13 protein-coding genes are annotated in these 17,736 nt (G+C 72.6%); 3 read left to right on the top strand and 10 right to left on the bottom strand.

Annotated elements, in window-relative coordinates:
• Nucleotides 1-504 precede the first annotated feature (504 nt).
• Nucleotides 505-2,784 carry a catalase gene (locus ACH5AO_RS18215; RefSeq protein ID WP_398925733.1) on the bottom strand — a complete coding sequence of 760 codons (2,280 nt, stop codon included), beginning with the start codon at nt 2,782-2,784 and terminating at the stop codon, nt 505-507.
• 564 nt (nt 2,785-3,348) lie between these two features.
• Here ACH5AO_RS18215 and ACH5AO_RS18210 point away from each other — a divergent pair.
• Nucleotides 3,349-5,931: a discoidin domain-containing protein gene (locus ACH5AO_RS18210; protein WP_398925731.1), complete on the top strand. Its 2,583-nt coding sequence runs from the start codon at nt 3,349-3,351 to the stop codon at nt 5,929-5,931.
• 24 nt (nt 5,932-5,955) lie between these two features.
• On the opposite strand, the gene ACH5AO_RS18205 is transcribed toward ACH5AO_RS18210, so the two are convergent.
• Nucleotides 5,956-6,180, bottom strand: coding sequence for a hypothetical protein (locus tag ACH5AO_RS18205; RefSeq protein WP_030863527.1), 225 nt, complete (start codon nt 6,178-6,180; stop codon nt 5,956-5,958).
• A 176-nt stretch (nt 6,181-6,356) separates the two neighbouring features.
• Between ACH5AO_RS18205 and ACH5AO_RS18200 the strand changes: the two genes are divergently transcribed.
• On the top strand, nt 6,357-6,485 hold the full coding sequence (locus ACH5AO_RS18200) for a hypothetical protein (RefSeq protein ID WP_398925729.1): 129 nt from the start codon (nt 6,357-6,359) through the stop codon (nt 6,483-6,485).
• A 50-nt stretch (nt 6,486-6,535) separates the two neighbouring features.
• On the opposite strand, the gene msrA is transcribed toward ACH5AO_RS18200, so the two are convergent.
• The 8 genes from msrA to ACH5AO_RS18160 all read right to left on the bottom strand — a co-directional run bounded on the left by msrA (nt 6,536) and on the right by ACH5AO_RS18160 (nt 15,637).
• A complete protein-coding gene (gene msrA, locus ACH5AO_RS18195; RefSeq protein ID WP_398925727.1) occupies nt 6,536-7,048 on the bottom strand; it encodes a peptide-methionine (S)-S-oxide reductase MsrA in 513 nt (170 codons plus the stop codon).
• 263 nt (nt 7,049-7,311) lie between these two features.
• The gene (locus ACH5AO_RS18190) at nt 7,312-7,755 is read right to left on the bottom strand and encodes an ATP-binding protein (protein WP_398925725.1); all 444 of its coding nucleotides are present in this window, start codon (nt 7,753-7,755) and stop codon (nt 7,312-7,314) included.
• Nucleotides 7,756-7,845: 90 nt separating this feature from the next.
• Complete coding sequence (locus ACH5AO_RS18185) at nt 7,846-9,981, bottom strand: S9 family peptidase (protein ID WP_398925723.1); 2,136 nt, start codon at nt 9,979-9,981, stop codon at nt 7,846-7,848.
• Nucleotides 9,954-11,738, bottom strand: a complete 1,785-nt coding sequence (locus ACH5AO_RS18180; RefSeq protein ID WP_398925721.1) for an N-acetylglutaminylglutamine amidotransferase — start codon at nt 11,736-11,738, stop codon at nt 9,954-9,956. The genes ACH5AO_RS18185 and ACH5AO_RS18180 overlap by 28 nt, the downstream gene beginning before the upstream one ends.
• A 148-nt stretch (nt 11,739-11,886) precedes the next feature.
• Nucleotides 11,887-13,083 (bottom strand): glutamate--cysteine ligase, encoded by a 1,197-nt coding sequence (locus ACH5AO_RS18175; protein WP_398925719.1) that lies wholly within the window; start codon nt 13,081-13,083, stop codon nt 11,887-11,889.
• A 171-nt stretch (nt 13,084-13,254) separates the two neighbouring features.
• Nucleotides 13,255-13,575, bottom strand: a complete 321-nt coding sequence (locus ACH5AO_RS18170) for an STAS domain-containing protein (RefSeq protein ID WP_398925717.1) — start codon at nt 13,573-13,575, stop codon at nt 13,255-13,257.
• Nucleotides 13,572-14,834, bottom strand: coding sequence for a PP2C family protein-serine/threonine phosphatase (locus tag ACH5AO_RS18165; protein WP_398925715.1), 1,263 nt, complete (start codon nt 14,832-14,834; stop codon nt 13,572-13,574). Before ACH5AO_RS18165 ends, ACH5AO_RS18170 begins: the two co-directional genes overlap by 4 nt.
• Nucleotides 14,831-15,637 carry an alpha/beta fold hydrolase gene (locus ACH5AO_RS18160; protein ID WP_398925713.1) on the bottom strand — a complete coding sequence of 269 codons (807 nt, stop codon included), beginning with the start codon at nt 15,635-15,637 and terminating at the stop codon, nt 14,831-14,833. The genes ACH5AO_RS18165 and ACH5AO_RS18160 overlap by 4 nt, the downstream gene beginning before the upstream one ends.
• A gap of 196 nt (nt 15,638-15,833) precedes the next feature.
• On the opposite strand from ACH5AO_RS18160, the gene htpG reads away from it, so the two are divergent.
• Nucleotides 15,834-17,732 (top strand): molecular chaperone HtpG, encoded by a 1,899-nt coding sequence (htpG, locus tag ACH5AO_RS18155; protein ID WP_398925711.1) that lies wholly within the window; start codon nt 15,834-15,836, stop codon nt 17,730-17,732.
• Nucleotides 17,733-17,736 lie beyond the last annotated feature (4 nt).

The raw sequence follows: 17,736 nt of genomic DNA, 5'->3' as shown, positions 1-17,736 counted from the left end.
GGTACGAGTGTCCGCCGACCGGTTCCGTCGGGATCCGGCAGTCCTCCCACTGTACGGCGACGGGACACCGCACCGCGGCCGACCGGCCCCCGCCCGGCGGTAGGAACGGTGGGCGGCACGTGCCCCGCCGCGACCGGGCCGGACCGTCCGCCGGGGATTCACCGGCACCCACCCAGCCCTCCCACCCGTGCGGACAACGGTGACGCAGATCCCACCACGACCCGGCCGGACCCACACCAAAAACCCGTCCCACCCTCCCCCGCAAGCGGTGGGCGACACCCGCTCCCCCACAACCGCGGCCGGACCGGCCGCCGGAGATTCACCAGCACCCACCCGGCCCTCCCACCCGTGCGAACGGCGGTGACGCAGATCCCACCACAACCCGGCCGGACCGGCCGCCGGGGACGCCCCGTGCGCCCGGCCGCTCCCACGCGTCACCGCACGGGCGCCGCCGTCGCGTCGCCCGGCGGCCGGGGGTGAGCCGGCCGCCGGGGCCGCGGGGTGTCAGGCCCGGGTCGTGAAGCGCTCCCAGACGCGGTGCGAGCCGAGCAGCTCGCGGACCTGGCCGAGGACGGTGGCCCCGGAGTCACCGACCACGATGCCGGGGGCGTCGGTGGGGACGCCGGCCGCTTCGAGGGCGGCTTCGCCGCCCGCCCACGCGCCGATCGCCTTGCCGTGCCGGAACGCCTCGGTCAGCAGCAGCCCGATCCGCGGGTCGGTCGCCGTCCGCCGCGCGGCGGACGGCGCGCCCTTGCCGTCGCGCGCGCCGGGCAGGTCGCCTCCCATGGCCGGCGCCCCGGCCAGCAGTACGGCGTCGAACTCGACGGACCGCGCGGTGACGTAGGTGCGCTGGACCGTCAGGGCCGGGTCGCCCGAGCCGAGCGTGCCGCCGGTCGGTGCCACGACCAGCGGGACCATGCCCGCCTCGAGCACCGCGTCGCGTACCGCGTGGACGCCGTCGAGGTCGCCGTCCGGGCCGGCGACGATGCCGATGACGCGCCCGTCCACCGGCCAGGTCCCCCCGATCTGCGAGAGGGCCGGGCTCGGCTCGACGTCGGCGAGCGGCACGGTGGGCTCCGGCGCGGGCAGGCCGAGCCCTTCGGCGACACCGGCGCACAGTTCGGGGTCGATGTTGGCCAGGACCTGGAGGGTTCGTTCCTTGATGGCCTGCTCGTAGCACTTGCCCAGCTCGAAGGTGTAGGCGCCGATGATGTGCTCGCGCTCCACCGGGCTCATGCTCAGCCAGAACCGGCGGGGCTGGCTGAAGTGGTCCGCGAACGACTCCGGCGCCTCGCGCACCTTCCGCCCCTCCGGGACGGTCACCGGCGTCTCGATGAACGCGCTCGTGTCCGCGCCCGCGGTGAACGGGCAGCCGCCGTCGAGGGAGTTGGGCCGGTAGGGGGCCACGCCCCGGTGCACGGCCGTCTGGTGCATGCCGTCGCGCAGCATGTCGTTGACCGGTGCCTGCGGCCGGTTGATCGGCAGCTGCGGGAAGTTGGGGCCGCCCAGGCGCGTGATCTGCGTGTCCAGGTACGAGAACAGCCGTCCCGCGAGCAGCGGGTCGTCGGTGACGTCGATGCCGGGCACGAGGTGACCGACGTGGAAGGCGACCTGCTCCGTCTCGGCGAAGAAGTTGGACGGGTTCCGGTTGAGGGTCATCAGCCCGACCGGCTGCACCGGGGCGAGCTCCTCGGGCACGATGTTCGTCGGGTCCAGCAGGTCGATGCCCTCGAAGGTCTGCTCCGGTGTGTCGGGGAAGGTCTGGATGCCCAGTTCCCACTGCGGGTAGGCGCCCGCCTCGATGGCGTCGGCGAGGTCCCGGCGGTGGAAGTCCGGGTCGACGCCGTTGATCGTCAGCGCCTCGTCCCACACCAGGGAGTGCACGCCCAGCTTGGGCTTCCAGTGGAACTTCACCAGCGTCGTGGCGCCCTCCGCGTTCACCAGCCGGAAGGTGTGGACGCCGAAGCCCTCCATCATGCGGTAGGAGCGCGGGATGCCGCGGTCGCCCATGAAGAAGAGGGTGTGGTGGGTCGCCTCGGTGTGCAGGGAGACGAAGTCCCAGAAGGTGTCGTGAGCGCTCTGCGCCTGCGGGATCTCCCTGTCGGGGTGCGGCTTCGCGGCGTGGACGACGTCGGGGAACTTGATGGCGTCCTGGATGAAGAAGACCGGGATGTTGTTGCCGACCAGGTCGAAGACGCCCTCGCTGGTGTAGAACTTCGTGGCGAAGCCGCGGGTGTCGCGCACGGTGTCGGCGGACCCGCGGGAGCCGACCACGGTGGAGAACCGTACGAACACCGGCGTCTCGACGTCCGGGGCGAGGAACCCCGCCTTGGTCACGGAGGCGGCCGTGCCGTAGCTCTGGAAGACCCCGTGCGCGCCCGCGCCGCGGGCGTGGACCACGCGCTCGGGGATGCGCTCGTGGTCGAAGTGCATGATCTTCTCGCGCAGGTGGTGGTCCTGGAGCAGGACGGGGCCGCGCGGGCCCGCCTTGAGCGAGTGGTCGGTGTCGTACAGCCGGGTGCCCTGCGCGTTGGTCAGGTAGCTTCCCGACTGCGCCATCCTGGCCTGGTCGGCGCCGGTGGGCTGACCGGTGGGCGACACGGTGGCCGGGCCGCTCTGGTCCGGCTTCGGCGGCAGCGGCTCGCGGGGCTCGGTCGGCTCGGCCACGGACGGCGGCTGGGAGCCCGGCCGTCCGGGAATGCCGTCGGCCGGGGCCGATCCGTCGTCCTGCAGCTTCTCGGCGATCTTCTTCGCCGCCCGCTTGACGGGGTTGGCCTCGCTCATGGGGTGACACTCCTCCGCTTCAGACCGGCCACGGACGGGTGGCCGTGCGTTCCATTGCCGACTGCGGGCGACCCGAGGGGACGAACTGCTCGGAAAAGGGCATCGGGTGCCACCAACGTCCCACGGCGGGCACACCCTCGCAGCGGACACCCGCCGTTGGGGTGAACTCTCCGCCCCGGGACACCGCGCCCCGCACCTCGGCACACCCGCGCTCCCCTCTCCGCGCTCCCCCACCGGATCCGACCGCTCCGCCCGCGTACCCCCGGCCCGGCGGTCAAGGCATGCGGATTCGCTCCGGTACACCGCTCCACCGACGGGCGCTCGCTCACCAATTCGTGTCCGAGGACTTGCCCGCGCGATGTCTCATCACTTAAATCAAATCCTGAACTAAGCGGGTACGGAGCCGTGTTCGGTCCTCCGGCATGCCCTCACGTACAGAAACGCACAGCACGCGCAGAACACGCGGAGAGCCGCCTCACCGCACCACCCGCCGCCCGGACGGCCCGGCCCACCCGCACGCGGGCCCGCCCGCATCCCCACACCGCACCAGCAGAAGGCTGACGCATGAGACACACGAAGCACTCGAGCCGCCTGAGACGCGGAGCCCTGGGTACGGCGCTCGCCGCCACGGCGGCACTCGTCACCCTGCCCGCCGCCCAGACCCCGGCCGCCGCGGCCGAGACCCCGTTGTCCCAGGGCAAGGCGGCCACCGCCTCCTCGACCGAGAACGCCGGCACGCCCGCGAGCGGCGCCGTGGACGGCGACACGGGCACCCGGTGGTCGTCGGCCGCGAGCGACGACCAGTGGCTGCAGGTCGACCTCGGCGCCACGGCGTCGGTCTCCCGGGTCGTCCTGAACTGGGAGGCCGCCTACGGCAAGGACTACAAGATCCAGCTCTCACGGGACGGCGGCGGCTGGACCGACGCCCGGACGGTCACCGGGAGCGACGGCGGCGTCGACACCGTGGACGTGTCGGGGCAGGCCCGCTACGTCCGCATGCAGGGCCTGGACCGGGCCACCCCTTACGGCTACTCGCTGTGGGAGTTCCAGGTCTTCGGCACCACCGGCGGCGGCAACCCGCCCGCCTCCTGCGGCACGGCCAACGCCGCCCAGGGCAGACCCGCCTCCGCCTCCTCCACGGAGAACGCGGGCACCCCCGCCTCCGCCGCCTTCGACGGTGACGCCGGCACCCGCTGGTCCAGCCAGGCCTCCGACCCGCAGTGGGTACGGGTCGACCTGGGCGCCGTACGCGACCTGTGCGGGGTGGACCTGAACTGGGAGGCCGCCTACGCCAAGGACTTCCGGATCGAGGCCTCCGCCGACGGTCAGAACTGGACCACGCTCAAGTCCGTCACCGGCGCCACCGGGGGCCGGGCCTCCTACGAGGTGAGCGGCTCCGGCCGCTACGTACGCGTCCTCGGCACGGCCCGCGGCACCGGCTACGGCTACTCCCTGTGGGAGGTCGCCGTGCACACCGCCTCGGACGACGGCGGCGGCGGTCCGATCGAGGGCGGCGGCGACCTCGGCCCGAACGTCATCGTCGTGGACCCGTCCACGCCGAACCTCCAGCAGAAGTTCGACCAGGTCTTCGCCCAGCAGGAGAGCAACCAGTTCGGCAGCGGCCGCTACCAGTTCCTGCTGAAGCCGGGCACGTACAACAACATCAACGCCCAACTCGGCTTCTACACCTCGGTCTCCGGGCTCGGCCTCAACCCCGACGACGTCCAGATCAACGGCGACATCACCGTGGACGCCGGCTGGTTCAACGGCAACGCCACGCAGAACTTCTGGCGTTCGGCGGAGAACCTCGCCCTCAGCCCCGTCAACGGCACCGACCGCTGGGCGGTCGCGCAGGCCGCTCCGTTCCGCCGGATCCACGTCAAGGGCGGCCTCAACCTCGCCCCGAACGGCTACGGCTGGGCCTCCGGCGGCTACATCGCCGACTCGAAGATCGACGGCACCGTCGGCCCGTACTCCCAGCAGCAGTGGTACACGCGCGACAGCTCCGTCGGCGGCTGGACCAACGGCGTGTGGAACATGACGTTCACCGGTGTCCAGGGCGCTCCGGCGAGCAACTTCGAGACCGGCCCGTACACCACGTTCGACACCACGCCGATCTCCCGCGAGAAGCCGTTCCTCTACCTGGACGGCAACCAGTACAAGGTGTTCGTGCCCGCCAAGCGCACCAACGCGCGCGGCGTCTCCTGGCCGGCCAACGCCGGCGGCACGTCCCTTCCGCTCGACCGGTTCTACGTGGTGAAGCCCGGCGCGACGGCCGCGACCATCAACGCCGCGCTCGACCAGGGCCTCCACCTGCTGTTCACGCCCGGCGTCTACCACCTCGACCGGACGATCGAGGTCGACCGTGCCGACACCGTCGTGCTCGGTCTCGGCCTGGCGACGATCATCCCGGACAACGGGGTCGACGCCATGCACGTCGCGGACGTCGACGGCGTCCGGCTGGCCGGCTTCCTGATCGACGCGGGCCCGGTCAACTCGGACACCCTGCTGCGGATCGGCGAGGAGGACTCCTCCGCGGACCACGCCGCCAACCCGACCACCATGCAGGACGTGTTCATCCGCGTCGGCGGCGCCGGTCCCGGCCGGGCCACCGACTCCGTGGTCGTCAACAGCGACGACGTGATCATCGACCACACCTGGATCTGGCGTGCCGACCACGGCGAGGGCGTCGGCTGGGAGACCAACCGCGCCGACTACGGACTGCGCGTCAACGGCGACGACGTCCTCACCACGGGCCTGTTCGTCGAACACTTCAACAAGTACGACGTGGTCTGGAGCGGCGAACGCGGCCGCACGATCTTCTTCCAGAACGAGAAGGCGTACGACGCCCCCGACGAGGCCGCCATCACCCATGACGGCATCGTCGGCTACGCGGCCTACAAGGTCGCCGACTCGGTGAACGAACACGAGGCCTGGGCGCTCGGCAGCTACTGCAACTACACGTCCGACGACACCATCGTGCAGCACCACGGGTTCCAGGTGCCGGTGAAGCCCGGCATCAGGATGCGGCACCTGCAGGTGATCTCGCTCGGCGGCAAGGGGCAGTACCGCCACGTCATCAACGACACGGGCGCCCCGACATCGGGGACGGACACCATCCCGTCCAAGGTCGTCCAGTTCCCCTGAGCACGACAGTGCCCCGCGCCGGGCTCAGAACAACTGCCCCTGCTCGTCGGGGGCGGTCCGGCGCGGGGTACGGCGCGGGCCGGGGCGCCGTACCGGGGTCTCCTCCCCGAACAGCGGCGCCGTGCCGTACTCGTCCGGCTCGGCCGGCACCACGACGGGGCCGGTCCCCACGTTGAGGCACAGCGGAGCGTCGAGGTCGAAGTCCCCGGGCGTCATGTCCGTCCAGTCGCGTTCCCGACGCTCACTCACCTACGCTCCGCTCCCCGTCCATCCGGCCAGGTTATCGGTCGTCCGGTGCCCCGAGAACGGCACGCTGCGCGACGCCGCCCGGCGGAGAGACGTAGGTCACACTCCCGTTCCGGTCGCACAGGGCCGAACCCGCCCGTCGGTACCGCGTCACCGCAAGGACCGAACAGGAGATCGTCATGGAAGCGCGCCTCGGCCTCTTCGCCGGCCGGATCAACGGCTGCGGCTCCCGCACCGACGTGCACACCGAAGAGGCCGCCGCGGCCGTCGGCGACCACCGGACCGGCCGGTCCGGCCGGTCCGGCTGACCCGACCGCGCCCGCCCCGGCCCGCACGACGGGCCGGGGCGGGCGTCCGGTCAGGCTTCCGCGCGCTTCGGCAGACGCCAGCCGGGCCGCGGGAAGTGGCAGGTGTAGCCGTCCGGGTAGCGCTGGAGGTAGTCCTGGTGCTCCGGCTCGGCCTCCCAGAACGGGCCGGCCGGCACGACCTCGGTCACCACGGGGCCCGGCCACAGTCCCGAGGCGTTCACATCGGCGATCGTCTCCTCGGCGACGCGCTTCTGCTCGTCGTCGAAGTAGAAGATGGCGGAGCGGTAGCTCGTCCCGATGTCGTTGCCCTGCCGGTTCTTCGTGCTCGGGTCGTGGATCTGGAAGAAGTACTCCAGGATCGTGCGGTAGTCGGTGGCGGCGGGGTCGTAGGTGATCTCGATCGACTCGGCGTGGGTGCCGTGGTCGCGGTACGTCGCGTTCGGCACGTCACCGCCGCTGTAGCCCACCCGCGTGGTCAGCACACCCGGGAGCGTGCGGATCAGCTCCTGCATGCCCCAGAAGCAGCCGCCCGCGAGCAGCGCCCTCTCCTCGTGCGTCGTCATCTTCGTCTCGCCCTTCTCCCACGTGTCCTGCGGCGTTCACCGGTGAGAACCGCAGTGACGGCCCCATTGTTCCGTCCGCGCCGCCGCCTCCGGACGGCGGGGCGGGCGGTGGCGTGCGCGGGGCTGTCCCCCGTCGAGCGGTCCGCCGAAGGCCGGGGCACGCGGTACACGGCCGGCGCCGGGACCGTCCGGGCGGAGCAGCCGCCGCCGGCCGGGGACGGCGGGCGGGCCACGGGCCCGGCGGGCTCGGGCGAGAGGCGGGCTCAGGCGAGGAGCGAGATGCGGGCCGTGATGCTCTTGCCGGCCGGCTCCTGCCGTACGTGGAGGGCCTGGGCGACGGCCATCACGATCTCCAGCCCGTGCTGGCCCACCCGGCCGGGGTCCGCGTTCCGGGCCACCGGCGGCGCGGGGTTGCCGTCCCGGACGATCACCTCGACGGTGTCGCCGGCGACCCGCAGGTCGAGGCCGACGGGCCCCGGAGCGTACTTGCGGGCGTTGGTGACCAGTTCGCTGACCACGAGCTGGGTGATCTCCACCGCGCGGGCCGACACCGGCAGGCCGTCCTCGGCCCGCGCCCGGGCCAGGAACGCGGCGGCGAGATGACGCGCCTGGGCTATCCAGGTGCCGTCCTCGTCCAGGGCGTACGAAGCCCGCAGTCGCGGTGCCACCGGCACCGTGTCCCCTTCGTCGACTGGAACTGGTTCCATCCGGTCCGCCTTCACTCACCGATCACACCGCGCGACTACCCGCGTCGCTCCCCCGCACGCCACCGAAGTGTGACAGGTGCCTCCGACATCTCAGTCCGCCAGGTGCCGTTCCAGCCAGTCGGCGGCGGTCCGGCGGAACAGGCGGCGGTTGTCGAAGCGGCGGAAGTCGTGGCCCTCGTGGCGCAGCAGGAGGCGTTCCGCTTCCAGTCCCCGCTCCCTGGCGGCCCGGACGAACTGCTCGGACTCCCCCGGAGGCACGTTGGTGTCGTGCTCGCCGTGCACGGCGAGGACCGGGACCCGCAGGGCGTCGATCCGGCTCATCGGCGACAGCGCGCGCAGCAGTTCCCGGTCATGTTCCGGGTGTCCGTACTTGTGGGCGGCGGACTGCGCGATCCAGGGTTCGGTCCCGGCGAAGAAGGTGGTGAGGTCGGACATGCCGCAGACCGCCACGCCGGTGCGGAACAGGTCCGGGTGCCACACCAGGGACGCCATCACCAGGTAGCCGCCGTACGACCGGCCCATCACGGCCATCCGCCGGGGGTCCGCGAGGCCCCGCACCATCACGTGCGCCGCGCAGTCCGCGACATCGTTGATCGCGTCGAAGCGCCCGGTGCCCAGGTCCGCGTCGACGAAGGAGCGGCCGTGGCCGGAGGAGCCGCGGACGTCGGGCGCGAAGACGTCCAGTCCCCTGCCGAGCAGTTCGAGGTAGAGCGGTTCGAGCACCGGGCGTTCCTGTTCCTCCGGCCCGCCGTGCAGGTGCAGCACGCACGGTGCCGGTTCGCCGGGCGAGCGGCCCGGGGCACGGTAGTACCAGCCGCCCAGGACGAGGCCGTCGCGGGCCACGGGGCTCATGGGCACCGGCCGCACCGGCGTGCGGCCTTCGGGGAACGCGTCCTCGTCGCGCGAGGACCACGGGGTGCGCAGGGGCAGTCCGCGCGGCAACCACCACACTCCGGGGTGGCGCCGGGACCCGGACAGCGCGACGACGGGGGCGTCGGGGTCGGCGGTGGGCGCGATGCGCGTGACCACCTCGTGGGGCAGGCCGACGGTCCGTGCGGCACCGGCGGAGGCGGGCCGGGAGGACGGGACTCCGGCCGGGAGGTCGGGCGACCGGGCGGCGGTCAGCTCGGTCACCTCCAGTTCGCTGACCCCGCGCACGTTCCAGGCCAGCACCGCGCTCCGCCCGTCGCGGCTCAGGGCGAGCAGCTCCAGGCCGCAGTCGGGGCGCCCGGCGGCCACCGTCGTGCCGGTCAGGTGTCCCCGTGGGTCGAGGTGGGCGGCGACGAGGGCGGCGTGCTCGCGGTCGCCGTCGCTGCGCAGCCACACGGTGCCGGCGTCCGGTGAGAAGCCCCCGATCCACGGGTCGCCGTCGGCGACCGGCAGCGCGCAGGTCACCACCCGGTCGCCGGTGCGGACCACGAGGGCCTCGCGGCGTCCGCGGGGGCCCCGGTACACCAGGGCGAGCCGGCCGTCCCGGCTGAGGTCGCACACGCGCTGATTGGCCGCCCCGCGTTCGCTCGCCAGCAGCACGGGTGCGGCCATGCCGTCGGGGTCGACGAGGTAGGCGGAGAGCGCCCTCGGTTCCGGTTCCCCGGCGGACACCGTCCGGTCACCGTCGACGGCCGTGGCGGGTCCGGGCCGTGGCGCGCCGGGTTCCAGCAGCACGGCGCCGCCGTCCCGGCCCGTCCGGACGGGGCGGGAGACGCCGTCCGCCCCGGAGCGCGCGGCGAAGGGCCGCCCCGGCGGGGCGGAATCGGTGACGGTCACCGCGACCGCCGAGCCGTCGTGCTGCCAGCAGCCCAGGCGTGCGGAGGTGCCCGGTTCGCCGCCGGCCAGCAGGCGTCGACCGGTGCCGTCGGGGCGTACGCACAGGACGCTGGTGAGCTCGCCGCCGTCCGGTGCCACGGTGTAGGCGATCCAGCGCCCGTCCGGGGACCAGGAGACCTCCGTGACCGGATCGGGGTCGGCGTCGAGCCGGTGCGCCTCCTCGCCGGCCACGGGGGCGGTCCACAGCTGCGGCACCCCGGCCCGGTCGCAGATGAAGGCGACGTGCCGGCCGCCGGGGTCGGCCGAGGGGTACCAGCAGCCGTGGACGGCCGGGGGCGGTACGTCGTACGGCGTCGAGGCGTCGGCGAGCGGGGCGGGCTCGGGTGCGGGCAGCGCCCGGGTGGTGGCGTCGGTGCGCGTCTCCACGGGCGTCAGCGGATCCCGTGCGTCTGCAGCCATGTCTCCAGCAGCGCGATCTGCCACAGTGTGTTCGCTCCTCGCCTGGTGCGGTGCGCGTCGGGTGCGGCGAGCAGTTCGGCGACGTACTCCTCGCGGAAGACGCCGCGGGCCCTGGCCTCGGGGGCGGCGAGGGTCTCGCGGACCCGCTGGAGGACGGGCCCGGCCATGTGCCTGATCGCCGGGACGGGGAAGTAGCCCTTGGGCCGGTCGACGACCCGGCGCGGCAGGACCTTGCGGCCGGCGGCCTTCAGGACGCCCTTGCCGCCGTCCGCGAGCTTCAGCCCGGGCGGGCAGGCGGCGGCCAGTTCGACCAGTTCGTGGTCGAGGAACGGCACCCTGGCCTCCAGGCCCCAGTCCATCGTCATGTTGTCGACCCGTTTGACCGGGTCGTCGGCCATCATCACGAGCGTGTCGAGGCGGAGATCGGCGTCGAGCGCCGTCTCGGCGCCCTCGGTCGCCATGTGCGCGCGGACGAACTCGGCGGAGACGTCGTGGCCGGGCAGCAGGTCGGGGTGGACCATGGCCGCGAGATCGGCGTGCGAGCGGTCGGAGTAGGTGTCGATGTACGCCTCGGCGGCACGCGGGCGCGGCACCCGCGCCATCCGCGCGTACCAGTCGTAACCGGCGAACACCTCGTCGGCGCCCTGGCCGCTCTGCACGACCTTGACCTCCTTGGCCACCTGCTCGGACAGCAGGTGGAAGGCGACCGCGTCATGGCTCATCATGGGCTCGCTCATGGCGCGGACCGCCCCGTCGAGGGCGCCGGCGACCCGGTCGGAGGGAACCATCAGCTGGTGGTGGCGGGTGTCGAAGTGCCGGGCCACGAGGTCGGAGTAGGAGAACTCGTCGCCCTCCTCGTCGCCCTCGGACTCGAAGCCGACGCTGAAGGTCGCGAGGTCCTCCTGGCCCTCGTCGGCCAGCAGGGCCACGATCAGGCTGGAGTCCAGGCCGCCGGAGAGCAGTACGCCGACCGGCACGTCGGCGACCATGCGGCGGCGTACGGCGGTGCGCAGGGCGTCGAGCACGGCGTCGCTCCAGTCGTCGGCGTCCAGGCCGGCGTACTCGGGGCGTCGGGTGTGGGCGGGATGCCAGTAGCGGTGATCGCGATGGCTCCCGTCGGGTTCGACGACCCGCACCGTGGCCGGGGGCAGCTTGCGGACGCCCTTCAGGACGGTGCGGGGTGCGGGGACGGTGGCGTGCCAGCTGAGGTAGTGGTGCAGTGCGACGGGATCCAGCGAGGTGTCGACGCCGCCGGCCGCGAGCAGGGCGGGCAGGGAGGAGGCGAACCTCAGGCGTTCGGTCGTGGCGGACAGATAGAGCGGCTTGACGCCCAGCCGGTCGCGGGCCAGGACGACGCGCCCGGTGTCCTGTTCGACGATCACGAGGGCGAACATGCCGTGGAAGCGCTCGACGCAGCCGGTGCCCCACTGCTGGTAGGCCTTGAGCACCACCTCGGTGTCGGACCGCGAGAAGAAGTGATGGCCGAGGGCGCGCAGTTCGTCCCGCAGCTCGCGGTAGTTGTACACGCAGCCGTTGAAGACGCCGGCGAGACGGGCGCGCGGGTCGGTCATGGGCTGGGCGCCGCTGTCCGACAGGTCGATGATCTTCAGCCGGCGGTGTCCGAGGGCCACGGGCCCCTGGGACCACAGGCCGCGTCCGTCGGGGCCGCGCGGCGCCAGCCGGTCGGTCGTGCGTTCCAGCGCCGCGATGTCCGGCTGCCCGCCGTCGAACCGGATCTCCCCGCAGAGGCCGCACATCAGCGGGCCCTCCTTTCCCTCGGGTACCGGTCCTGGGGCAGGGGTGTGGAGGCGTGCGTGCTGCTGGACATGACGGTGTGACACTCTCCTTGGTCAGGGGGTGGCGGACGCGCGTGAGGGTGGCCGGAGGGCCCGCGGTCCGTCCGGATCAGCCGGGTGTGCCCGGTGTCGTCGCCGAGTGGACGCGGGCCCGGGTCCGGCCGGCGCCGCGCGGGGGGTCCGTACGCCGGTGACGGCGGCCGGAGGCGCCGGCCGCGAGGCGGTCGCCGCGGGTCTCGGCGACCAGCGTGTCGATGCCGGCGAGGAGGTCCTCGTCCCGGGCCGCCCGCCGCAGCCGGTGCGCCGCGCTGCCCGTCGCGAGGGCCTCCTCGAGCAGCGTGCGCACGGTGGCGAAGTCACCGGAGGCCTCCAGTGCCGGGCGCAGCCGGTGGAGCATCCCGCGCAGCACCATGGGGGCCGGAGTCGCGCGGCGGGTCCCCGGGTCGACGAGCCGGTCCTCCAGGCCCGAGCGCGCGGCACGCCAGGTGGCGGCGCGCAGCCACTCGTGGTGTCCGTCGCACCCGCGGTCCGCCTCGCGCTCCAGGCGGTCGCAGGCGTCGCGCACCAGCGCGCGGAACAGTCCGGCGACCAGCACCACGGTCTCGGCGCGCGGGCAGGCGTCGCAGACGCGCAGTTCCAGCGTGCGCTGGTGCGCCGACGGCCGTACGTCGTGGTAGAGCATTCCGGTGTCGCCGATGACGCCCGAACCGATGAGCTCGGTCACGGCGGCGTCGTAGTCGGCGGCGTCCTCGTAGCATCCCGCGGGGCCCGCGGTCGGCCACCGCTGCCACACCATGGTGCGCCAGCTGGCGTATCCGGTGTCGGAGCCGAGCCAGAACGGTGAGCTGGCCGACAGGGCCAGCAGCGGCGGCAGCCAGGGCGACACCAGGCACATGGCGCGTACCGCGGTGTCCCGGTCCGGTACGTCGACGTGCACCTGGGCGCTGCAGATGAGCTGTTCGTCGGCGACCCGGCGGTAGTCGTCGGCCATGCGCCGGTAGCGGGGGTCCGCGGTGACGTCGCGGGAGGTGACGCGGGCCAGCGGAACGGTGCCCGCGGCGACGACGGCCAGGCCGCAGGAGGACGCGGCGGCGTCCAGCCGGCGCCGGGCGCCGGACAGGTCCGCGTGGAGACCGTCGAGGGTGTCGTGCACCCGGCTGTTGCGTTCCACGGCCGACTGCTGCAGCTCACGGCCGAACCCGGATCCGCCGAGCCGGCCGAGCAGCGTGTCGGCCCGTGGTGCGAGCCGGCCGCTCTCCACGTCCAGGACATGGAACTCTTCCTCTGCTCCGATACGCACCGTCACCGCTGTCCCCTTGCCGGTAGTCCTGAGCCGCCCCACGCGGTTCCCGGGGTCGCCGGCGGTGGATGCGGCACGGTCCGGGTGCCCCGGATGCGGTGACCGCAATCGGGGCGCGGTGCTCGAATGAGCGGCCGGGTCCTCCGGGGGTGCGCGGGAGGGCCGTTCCCCGCCGGGCTACACGCTGTCGCGGATGTCGAACCACTCGTCGAGGCCGGTCAGGCGCAGCAGGCGCAGCAGGTTGGCCGGCACAGCCACGAGAACGACGTCGGCACCGGCCGAGAGGACGTGGTTGCGGACGGCGATCAACGCGGTGATGCCGCTCGAGTCGCAGAACTCCAGCTTGCCCAGGTCCACGGCCAGGAGCCGCCCGGCCGGCAGGGCCGCTCCGTGCGCGGCCTCGCGCAGCCGCCGCGCGTTGCTGTGGTCGAGGTCACCGGCGACCTCGAGGGCGAGACCGGCGGGCGTGGGCGACTCGGTGATCGTCAGAGGTTTCATCGCGGGGTTCTGCATTCGGTGTCGGTGCGGGCGGGGAGGCCGATGGCGAGCAGGGCGGTGTCGTCGTCCAGCCCTTCGCCGAAGCCCTTCAGCAGGTCCTTCAGGGCGTCGACCACGCGGCGGGGGCCCGAGGGGGCGAGGCCGGCGGCGAAGGACTCCAGGGCCTCATAACCGTACAGCTCCCGGCCGGGGCCGGTACGGGCCTCGGTGAGGCCGTCGGTGTACATCAGCAGGGTGTCGCCCGGGTGCAGGGCGGTGCGGACCTGGACGAACTGTGCCCCCGGCAGGACTCCGACGAGCATGCCGCCCCGGGTCGGGAGGTACTCCGCCCGGCCGTCCGCGCGCAGGACCAGCGCGGGAGGGTGGCCGCCGGAGGCCAGGCGGACCTCCACCGTGTCCCCCGCGCGTTCCAGCACACCGGCCACGACGGTGCAGTAGCGCGGATCGTCGCCGGTGTACCGGTCCAGCAGGACCGTGTTGAGGACACGCAGGTTGGCGACGGGGTCGGTGTCGTGGAGCGCCGCGGCGCGCAGGGTGTAGCGGGTCAGTGAGGTCAGCGCGGCGGCCTGCGGCCCCTTGCCGCACACGTCGCCGAGGAAGAAGGCGGAGCGGTCGTCGTCGAGCGCGAACAGGTCGTAGAAGTCGCCGCCCAGCTGGATCGGGGAGGCCGTGTGGTAGTGGCAGGCGGTCTCCACCCCGGGGAGGTCGGGCAGGGTCGCGGGCAGCAGGCTCTGCTGGAGTACGGCCAGCGCCTCACGCAGCGCCTCGCGGTCGGTCTCGGCCTGTCTGCGGGCCTCGTCGGCCGCGCGGCGGGCGCGCAGCAGCTCCTTCTCGTAGGCGCGCCGGTCCGTGGCGTCGAAGACGGTGGTCCGGATCAGCATCGGCTCGCCGCCGTCGCTGCTCCTGACCGTCGAGGTGACCAGCACCGGCAGCCGGGAGCCGGACGCGGTCCTCATCTCCAGCGCGATGCCGCCGAGGTGTCCCTGCATGCGCAGCAGGGGGGCGAAGTGCGTCTCGTGGTAGAGCTTGCCGCCGACGGTGAGCAGGTCGCTGAAGCGCATCCGGCCCACCACCTCGTCGCGGGAGAGACCGAGCCAGCCCAGCAGGGTCGCGTTGATCTTGGCGATGGTGCCGTCCATCAGGGTGGACAGGTAGCCGCACGGCGCCGACTCGTACAGGTCCTCCGCCGAGTCCTCCAGCAGCGCGCTGAACGCCGCGCGCGTGCCGGGCTCCCCCGGGCCGCCTGCCGCCCTGCTCATCGGCCGAGGGACGACACGAACGCGCGGATCGCCGCGGTGGTGGCCTCCGGGGCGCTCAGCTGGGGGCAGTGGCCGGTGGCGGGCAGGGTGACCAGCTCGCTGCCGGGTATCGCGGCGTGGACGTACGCGCCGACCTCCGGGGGCGCGATGACGTCCTGTTCGCACTCCAGGATCAGCGTGGGCACGGTCACGCCCGCGAGGTCCTCGCGGCTGTCGGACAGGAACGTCGTGCGCGCGAAGACCCGGGCGATGTCCGGGTCGGTGGCGCAGAAGCTGTTGGTGAGCTCCTCGCCCAGCTCGGGCCGGTCCGGGTTGCCCATGATCACGGGAGCCATCGTCGCCGACCAGCCCAGGTAGTTGGAGTCCAGGGACTCCAGGAGTTCGTCGATGTCCTGCGCGCTGAAGCCGCCGCGGTAGCCGTCCCCGTCGATGTAGCACGGCGACGGACACACCATGACCAGGGAGCCGATCCGGTCCGGGGCCGCGGCCCGGGCCAGCACTCCGGTCATCGCGCTCACGGAGTGGCCGACCACGACCGCGTCCCGGAGATCGAGCTCCTCGCAGACCTCCACCACGTCACGGGCGTAACCGTCGAGGGAGGAGTAGCGCTCCTCCTGCCAGGCCGACAGGTCGGAGCGGCCCGCGCCCACGTAGTCGAAGAGCACCACCCGGAAGTCCCGGGCCAGTGCGGGCTCGACCAGCCGCCACATGTTCTGGTCGCAGCCGAACCCGTGCACCAGGACCACGGTGCGGCCGGAGGTGCGCCCGGTCACACGGATGTTGTTCCTGCGGTGGATGCTCATCCGTCCATGCTCGCACGTCGGGCGGAAGAGCCGTCCGCGCGCCTCGGGGGGAGCGCCCGGGGTACGGCGCCGGCCGTCGGGCCCGCGTCCGGGACGCCGGGAAGCGGCGGCGAACGCGACCGGCCGACGCCGTCTTTTACTAAAGTGATCGTGCCAGTGTCCGGTGATCCTTGGATCAGTGAGGTAATCGCGCATCATGCCGACCGAAACGTTTGAGTTCCAGGTAGAGGCCCGTCAGCTGCTCCAGCTGATGATCCACTCGGTCTACTCGAACAAGGACGTCTTCCTCCGTGAACTCGTCTCCAACGCCTCCGACGCGCTCGACAAGCTGCGTCTGGCCAAGCTGCGGGACGACTCCCTCGACGCCGACGTCTCCGACCTGCACATCGAGCTCGAGATCGACAAGGACGCCCGCACCCTCACCGTGCGGGACAACGGCGTGGGCATGTCGTACGACGAGGTCGGGCAGCTCATCGGCACGATCGCCAACTCGGGGACCGCCCAGTTCCTGCGGGAGCTGCGCCAGGCGCAGGAGGATGCCGGGGCGGAAGGGCTGATCGGCCAGTTCGGCGTCGGCTTCTACTCGGGTTTCATGGTCGCGGACGAGGTCACCCTGCTCACCCGGCGCGCGGGCGAGGGGCAGGGCACCCGGTGGACGTCGCGCGGCGAGGGAACGTACACCCTGGAGCGGGTCGACGACGCGCCGCAGGGCACCTCGGTCACGCTGCACCTCAAGCCGGCCGACCCCGACAACCAACTGCACGACTACACCTCGGTGTGGAAGGTCAAGGAGATCGTCAAGCGTTACTCGGACTTCATCACCTGGCCGATCAGGCTCGTCGGGGAGACGGGCGAGGACGGCGAGGCGGCCGGGCCCGAGACGCTGAACTCGATGAAGGCGCTGTGGGCGCGCTCGCGCGAGGAGGTGTCCGAGGAGGAGTACCACGAGCTGTACAAGCACATCGGCCACGACTGGCGCGAACCGCTGGAGACCATCCAGCTGCGGGCCGAGGGCACCTTCGAGTACCAGGCCCTGCTGTTCGTCCCGTCGCACGCCCCGCACGACCTGTTCACCCAGAACTTCCGGCACGGTCTGCAGCTGTACGTGAAGCGCGTCTTCATCATGGACGACTGCGAGGAGCTGCTGCCGCCGTACCTGCGCTTCGTCAAGGGTGTGGTCGACGCGCAGGACCTCTCGCTGAACGTGTCCCGCGAGATCCTCCAGCAGGACCGGCACATCCGGATGATGCAGCGCCGGCTCACCAAGAAGGTGCTGACGACGGTCAAGAGCATGATGACCGAGGACGCCGAGCGGTACGCCACGTTCTGGCGGGAGTTCGGCGCCGTGCTGAAGGAGGGCCTGGTCACCGACCCCGACAACCGTGACGCCCTCCTCGCGGTGGCCTCGTTCGCGACCACGCGCGAGGACGACGGCACGACCACGCTGAAGCAGTACGTGGAGCGGATGCCGGACGGGCAGGACACCATCTGGTTCATCACCGGCGAGTCCCGGGAGAGCATCGACAGCTCGCCGCACATGGAGGCGTTCCGGGAGCGCGGCATCGAGGTGCTGCTGCTCACCGATCCCGTCGACGAGATGTGGGTCGACGCCGTGGGCGAGTACGAGGGCAAGCGGCTGCGGTCGATCGCCAAGGGCGAGGTCGACCTCGGCGCGCGGGAGGACGACAAGGGCGAGGGCGAGCGGGAGCAGCAGGCCGAGGAGTACGCGGGTCTGCTCGGCTGGCTGCGGGAGCGGCTGGAGGAGGACGTCAAGGAGGTGCGGCTGTCCACACGTCTGACGGTGTCCCCGGCCTGTCTCGTCGCCGACGCGAACGACCTCACGCCGGCGCTGGAGAACATGTACCGGGCCATGGGACAGGAGGTGCCGCGCACCAAGCGCATCCTCGAACTCAACCCGGACCACGCGCTGGTGAAGGGCCTGAACGAGGCGTACGGGGAGCGCGAGGACCGCTCGGACCTCACCGAGACGGCCGAACTCCTGTACTTCCTGGCCGAGTTGGCGGAGGGCGGCCGGCCGAAGGACCCGGCGCGCTTCGTGCGGCTGATGGCGGACCGGCTGGAGCGCACCCTGTGACGTG

This window comes from Streptomyces sp. NPDC018964, from assembly GCF_044390325.1.
GTDB lineage: Bacteria > Actinomycetota > Actinomycetes > Streptomycetales > Streptomycetaceae > Streptomyces.
The sequence above is the reverse complement of the archived record's forward strand: the minus strand, read 5'-3'. Positions and strand labels throughout refer to the sequence as shown.

Excerpts from the sequence above, each read along its gene's own strand:
- ACH5AO_RS18185 (WP_398925723.1), bottom strand. The coding sequence starts at position 9,981 with ATGGCTGCAGACGCACGGGATCCGCTGACGCCCGTGGAGACGCGCACC.
- ACH5AO_RS18170 (WP_398925717.1), bottom strand. The coding sequence starts at position 13,575 with ATGAAACCTCTGACGATCACCGAGTCGCCCACGCCCGCCGGTCTCGCC.
- msrA (WP_398925727.1), bottom strand. The coding sequence starts at position 7,048 with ATGACGACGCACGAGGAGAGGGCGCTGCTCGCGGGCGGCTGCTTCTGG.
- htpG (WP_398925711.1), top strand. The coding sequence starts at position 15,834 with ATGCCGACCGAAACGTTTGAGTTCCAGGTAGAGGCCCGTCAGCTGCTC.
- ACH5AO_RS18160 (WP_398925713.1), bottom strand. The coding sequence starts at position 15,637 with ATGAGCATCCACCGCAGGAACAACATCCGTGTGACCGGGCGCACCTCC.
- ACH5AO_RS18200 (WP_398925729.1), top strand. The coding sequence starts at position 6,357 with ATGGAAGCGCGCCTCGGCCTCTTCGCCGGCCGGATCAACGGCTGCGGC.
- ACH5AO_RS18180 (WP_398925721.1), bottom strand. The coding sequence starts at position 11,738 with ATGTGCGGCCTCTGCGGGGAGATCCGGTTCGACGGCGGGCAGCCGGAC.
- ACH5AO_RS18215 (WP_398925733.1), bottom strand. The coding sequence starts at position 2,784 with ATGAGCGAGGCCAACCCCGTCAAGCGGGCGGCGAAGAAGATCGCCGAG.
- ACH5AO_RS18210 (WP_398925731.1), top strand. The coding sequence starts at position 3,349 with ATGAGACACACGAAGCACTCGAGCCGCCTGAGACGCGGAGCCCTGGGT.
- ACH5AO_RS18165 (WP_398925715.1), bottom strand. The coding sequence starts at position 14,834 with ATGAGCAGGGCGGCAGGCGGCCCGGGGGAGCCCGGCACGCGCGCGGCG.
- ACH5AO_RS18190 (WP_398925725.1), bottom strand. The coding sequence starts at position 7,755 with ATGGAACCAGTTCCAGTCGACGAAGGGGACACGGTGCCGGTGGCACCG.